The organism is Burkholderia sp. Se-20378, assembly GCF_017104665.1.
GTDB classification, from domain to species: domain Bacteria; phylum Pseudomonadota; class Gammaproteobacteria; order Burkholderiales; family Burkholderiaceae; genus Burkholderia; species Burkholderia lata.
In genome coordinates, this window is record NZ_JAAGPG010001253.1 from 1 (window position 1) to 653 (window position 653).

The 653-nt window shown below is 70.3% G+C and carries 1 protein-coding gene; it reads right to left on the minus strand.

Features of this window, described 5'->3' with window-relative positions; genetic code table 11:
• Window positions 1-13: 13 nt before the first annotated feature.
• On the minus strand, window positions 14-653 hold a 640-nt coding region (locus G3N93_RS41260; protein WP_206135668.1), incomplete at its 5' end, for a substrate-binding domain-containing protein.

The following is a 653-nucleotide window of genomic DNA, read 5'->3' on the forward strand; positions in this document are numbered from 1 at the left end:
TCGGCAAGCGCCGCTACGCGGCCAGCATTGCATCGAGCAGCCATGAGCCGACCGGGCCGAGCGGCCGGTTGCGCGACCAGACCGCATCGACCCGCACGCGGCGCGGCCAGCCGCGTGCACGCAGCTCGCACAGGCGATCGCGCGCGAAGTGGTCCACCATCCAGCGCGGCAGTTCGGCCCAGCCGAACCCCAGCACGGCCATCTCCAGTAGCATCAGGTAGCTCGGCGCCAGCCAGTGCTGCGTGCCGACGACGATCCGGTCGTCAGCGCCGCGGCCTTCCGTTTTCACATAGGTATTGAGGCGTAGTTCGCGCACGTCGCGCAACGCGGCGTGCGGCACGTCGGCGTCGCCGTACTCGGCGAGCGCGTGCGTGCGGCCGACGAACAGCCCGATTTCCGACTCCTCCGCAATCGTCGCCGCGCCGATATCGGCCGGGTAGGCCGCGCGCGCAGCCATCAGCCCGAGCTGCGCGCGCCCCTGCTGGATCAGGTCGAGCACGTCCTCGTGCTCGGCGATCTGGCATTCGAGCTCGAGCGCCGGAAAGCGCCGTTCGAGCGCCATCAACGTTTCCTCGTAGCGCTTCGACTGGTACGTATCGGACACGACGAGCGTCAGCCGCGCTTCCTCGCCACGCGCGAGCCGCGCGGCCGTG